This window comes from Sphingomonas bacterium, assembly GCF_903644135.1.
Classification (GTDB): Bacteria; Pseudomonadota; Alphaproteobacteria; order Sphingomonadales; family Sphingomonadaceae; genus Sphingomonas.
Genome location: NZ_CAHJXA010000315.1, coordinates 1 through 3,315 on the forward strand (window position 1 = coordinate 1; position 3,315 = coordinate 3,315).

At 67.5% G+C, this 3,315-nt stretch carries 2 protein-coding genes; both read right to left on the bottom strand.

All coding sequences use genetic code 11. The features are described from left to right. A partial coding sequence (locus HUU96_RS13620; protein ID WP_174293295.1) for an ABC transporter ATP-binding protein occupies window positions 1-682 on the bottom strand: 682 nt, incomplete at its 3' end. A gap of 257 nt (window positions 683-939) precedes the next feature. Beyond that, the coding region (locus tag HUU96_RS13625) for a type I restriction endonuclease subunit R (protein WP_174293296.1) at window positions 940-3,315 on the bottom strand (2,376 nt) is incomplete at its 5' end.

The window sequence follows — 3,315 nt, forward strand, 5'->3', positions numbered from 1 at the left end:
CCACCGCGCCGCCGGCCAGCGCGCGGATCGCCGCCGGCGTGTCGTCCGCGACGATGCGGCCGGCGTCCATCACCACCACGCGGTCGGCAAGCGCGTCCGCCTCGGCAAGGTCGTGGGTGGTCATCAGCACCGCCGCGCCATCGCTGGCTGCATCCCGCACCGTCGACCACAGCGCCCGCGCCGAGGCGCGATCCATCGCCGCGGTCGGCTCGTCGAGGACGAGCAGGTCGGGCCGGCCGCAAATCGCGAGCGCAAACTGGACCCGCCGCGCCTGCCCGCCAGACAGCGTGCCGCAGCGGCGCTGGACGAGGTCTTCCAAGCCGGCGAGGGCCAGTGTCTCGCGCAGCGGCCGCGGGTCGCGGTAGTAGCCCGACTGTAGCGTCACCACCTCGCCCACCGTCATCACGTCGGGCAGCCCCGCCGTCTGCAGCATGACACCCAGCCGCGCCCGTGCCGCCGGCCGGTCTGGTCTCAATCCATATAACTGAACGTCCCCGGCTTCGGGTTGCAGCCGCCCGATCAGCAGGCCGACGGTGGTCGACTTGCCTGCACCGTTCGGGCCGAGCAACGCGGTCACCTCACCGGCGCGGATCGAGAAGCTCAGCCGATCCAGCACCAGCTTGCCTCCCAGGCTCTTCGAGACGTTCGTCAGCGACGCCGCAGCCGCCAGATACTGTTCCATCTGCCCACTCCTGTTGGATGGGCGGAACTTGCACCTGTTCGACGCGAACCGGCAGTGGCGAGCGTCATGCCGGGCGGGTGACAAATGTCAGGGGTGCGAGCTTGGAGGTAAGCTGAACGAACGGCAGATGGTTGAGAGCGTCAAGGCCCTCGCGAATGACCATAAGTGGGTCTTTAACGGCATACCAGCCCAGCAGTGAAGCCTCCCAAACGGTTGCGTCACTCCAAACTGGTCGAATGAGGAAGTCGGATCTGCGATCACCATCCAGCCGCTAATAGTTCGGCCTGCTGAATGACTGTCTGCACCGCCGCGTCTTGGAGGTCGGGGGGATAGCCATACTTGCGCAGGATGCGCTTAACTAGAACCCGCATACGCGCTCTGGCGCTTTCGCGATGCGACCAGTCGACAGTTGCATTCGCCCGCAGGCTGTTCGTCAGTTCGCCCGCGATCACCTTCAGGCTTTCGTTGCCCATGATGTCGACCGCGCTCTCGTTGTCGGCGAGCGCGTCGTAGAAGGCGATCTCCTCTGCGGTCAGGCCTTCCGCCTCGCCGCGGATCTGCTCGGCCCGTATCTCCCTGGCGAGGTCGATCAGCGTCTGGAGCACCTCCACCGTGCTGACCGCATTGGTGTGGTAGCGCGCAATGGCATCCGTCAAGCGCTCGGAGTAGCGGCGGCTCTCGACTGCGTTGGTGCGGCTGCGCGAGCGGATCTGATCACCGAGCAACTTGCGGAGAGCCTCAAGCGCAAGGTTCGGCCGGTCCATCGCCTTAACTTCGGCGAGGAAATCGTCGGACAGGATCGAGATGTCCGGCGTGGTCAGCCCGGCGGCGCGCAGGATGTCGACGATCTCGGTGGACATGACGGACCGATCGATCAGCTGCTGCACGGCGAAGTCGCGGTCGCTCGCTGCCACTCCGCCGCCACCCGTCTTGGCGAGAGCGGCGCGGACCGTCTGGTAGAAGGCGACCTCGTCGCGGACCGCGCGGGCCTCATCGCTAGCGGCGGCGAGCGCGAAGGCCTTGGTCAGCGCCAGCACCGCGTCCTGGAAACGGCGATGGGCAGCCTTGCGAGCGTCGTCGGTGGTCTCGCGTTCGGCCAGCTCGTGCTGGCGAGCCAAAATGAACTCGATCGCCTCCGCCAGGCACTTCAGGCGGGCGACCGGGTTGCCGGTGATGCCCGGAGCCACATCGAAGCCGTGGAACATGGCCCGGACCACGTCCACCTTCTCGATCAGCACCGCCACGGCTTCAGCCTCGTCGATTCCGGTTTCGGCGGCGTCGGAGGCGGAATACTGGCCGAGCGCTTTCTTCAGGTTCTGCGCGATGCCGATATAGTCGACGACCAGCCCGGCCGGCTTGTCGCGGAACACGCGGTTCACCCGCGCGATCGCCTGCATCAGCCCGTGGCCGCGCATCGGCTTGTCGACATACATGGTGTGCATCGACGGCGCGTCGAAGCCGGTCAGCCACATGTCGCGGACGATCACGAGCCGGAGCGGATCGGCCGGATCCTTCGTCCGCCTGGCCAGCAGGTCGCGGCGTGCCTTGTTGCCGATATGCGGCTGCCAGGCGGGCGCGTCGGTGGCGGAGCCGGTCATCACCACCTTGATCGCGCCGGCCTGATCGTCGTCGCCGTGCCAGTCGGGGCGGAGCGCGACAATGGCGTCGTAGAGCGCGACGCAGATGCGGCGGCTCATGCACACCACCATCGCCTTGCCGTCCATTGCGGCCACGCGGTCCTCGAAATGGGCGACGAGGTCGGCGGCGATCATCGCCAGCCGCTCCTTGGATCCGACCAGCTTCTCGACCGCGGACCAGCGCTGTTTCAACCGCTCCTGTTCGCTGGTCGCCTCGTCCTCGGTCAGCCCCTCGATCTCGGCGTCAATGACGGGCAGCGCCTCGGGCGGCAGCTCGATGCGGGCGAGCCGGCTCTCATAATAGATCGGCACCGTCGCGCCGTCCTCGACCGCGCGGGCGATGTCGTAGACATCGACATAGTCGCCGAACACGGCGGGCGTGTTGACGTCGTCCTTCTCGATCGGGGTGCCGGTGAAGCCGATGAACGAGGCGCCCGGCAGCGCATCGCGCAGATACTTGGCGAAGCCATAGGCCAGTTCGCCGGTCTTGCGGTCGATCCGCGCGCGGAAGCCGTATTGCGAGCGGTGCGCCTCGTCGGCGATGACGATGACGTTGCGGCGGTCGCTGATCGCGGGATAGCCGCTGTCGCCCGGCGGCGCGTTCGCGGAGGGGGCGAACTTCTGCATCGTGGTGAAGATCACGCCGCCGGAGGCGCGATCGAGCTGGTCGGCAAGATCCTCGCGGCTCTCGATCTGGATCGGCGTCTGGCGGATCAAGTCGCTGCACATCGAGAAAGTGGCAAAGAGCTGGTCGTCGAGGTCGTTGCGGTCGGTGACGACGACGATCGTCGGGTTCTCCAGCGCGGGCGTCCGCACCAGCAGCCCGGCGTAGAAGGCCATCAGGAAGCTCTTGCCCGATCCTTGCGTGTGCCAGATCACGCCGATCCGGCGGTCGCCCGCCGGGTGCGCGGCGGCGTCGGGCAGGCCAAAGGCGAGCGGGCGCTCGTGGAGCACGCTCGTCGACGAGGCCCCGGGCACCGCGCGCAACGTCGCGGC